We start from the raw sequence: 341 nt of genomic DNA, 5'->3' as shown, positions 1-341 counted from the left end.
ACTTTCCTTTCTGCCACAGGTGCTAGAGCTTTTTTATGATGTCTTCTTGCATCTGTGATTTGAGGCTCAACTCAGCATACATCTGCTTAAGTCGACGGTTTTCTTCTTCAAGCTCTTTTAGTCGGCGCACATCAGACGCTTCCATACCACCGTATTTTTCGCGCCATTTGTAAAACGTTGAATTACCGATGCCGTACTTACGGCAAATATCTTTCACCGGCATACCGGCTTCAGCTTCTTTCAAAATCGCCACGATCTGGCTTTCAGTCATGCGTTTACTCATCGTAAAACTCCTTTGCTTTAGTTTAAAAGAAATTCTACGAGTGAGCTGTATTATTTTA

At 41.9% G+C, this 341-nt stretch carries 1 pseudogene; it reads right to left on the bottom strand.

The features are described 5' to 3' along the window. Window positions 1–28: 28 nt before the first annotated feature. A pseudogene (locus A10D4_RS13445) lies at window positions 29–283 on the bottom strand (transposase); the annotation flags it as partial. Window positions 284–341 lie beyond the last annotated feature (58 nt).

The organism is Idiomarina xiamenensis 10-D-4 (genome assembly GCF_000299895.1).
GTDB lineage: Bacteria > Pseudomonadota > Gammaproteobacteria > Enterobacterales > Alteromonadaceae > Idiomarina > Idiomarina xiamenensis.
Note: the sequence above shows the minus strand (reverse complement) of the source record. Positions and strands in the feature narration are given on the sequence as shown.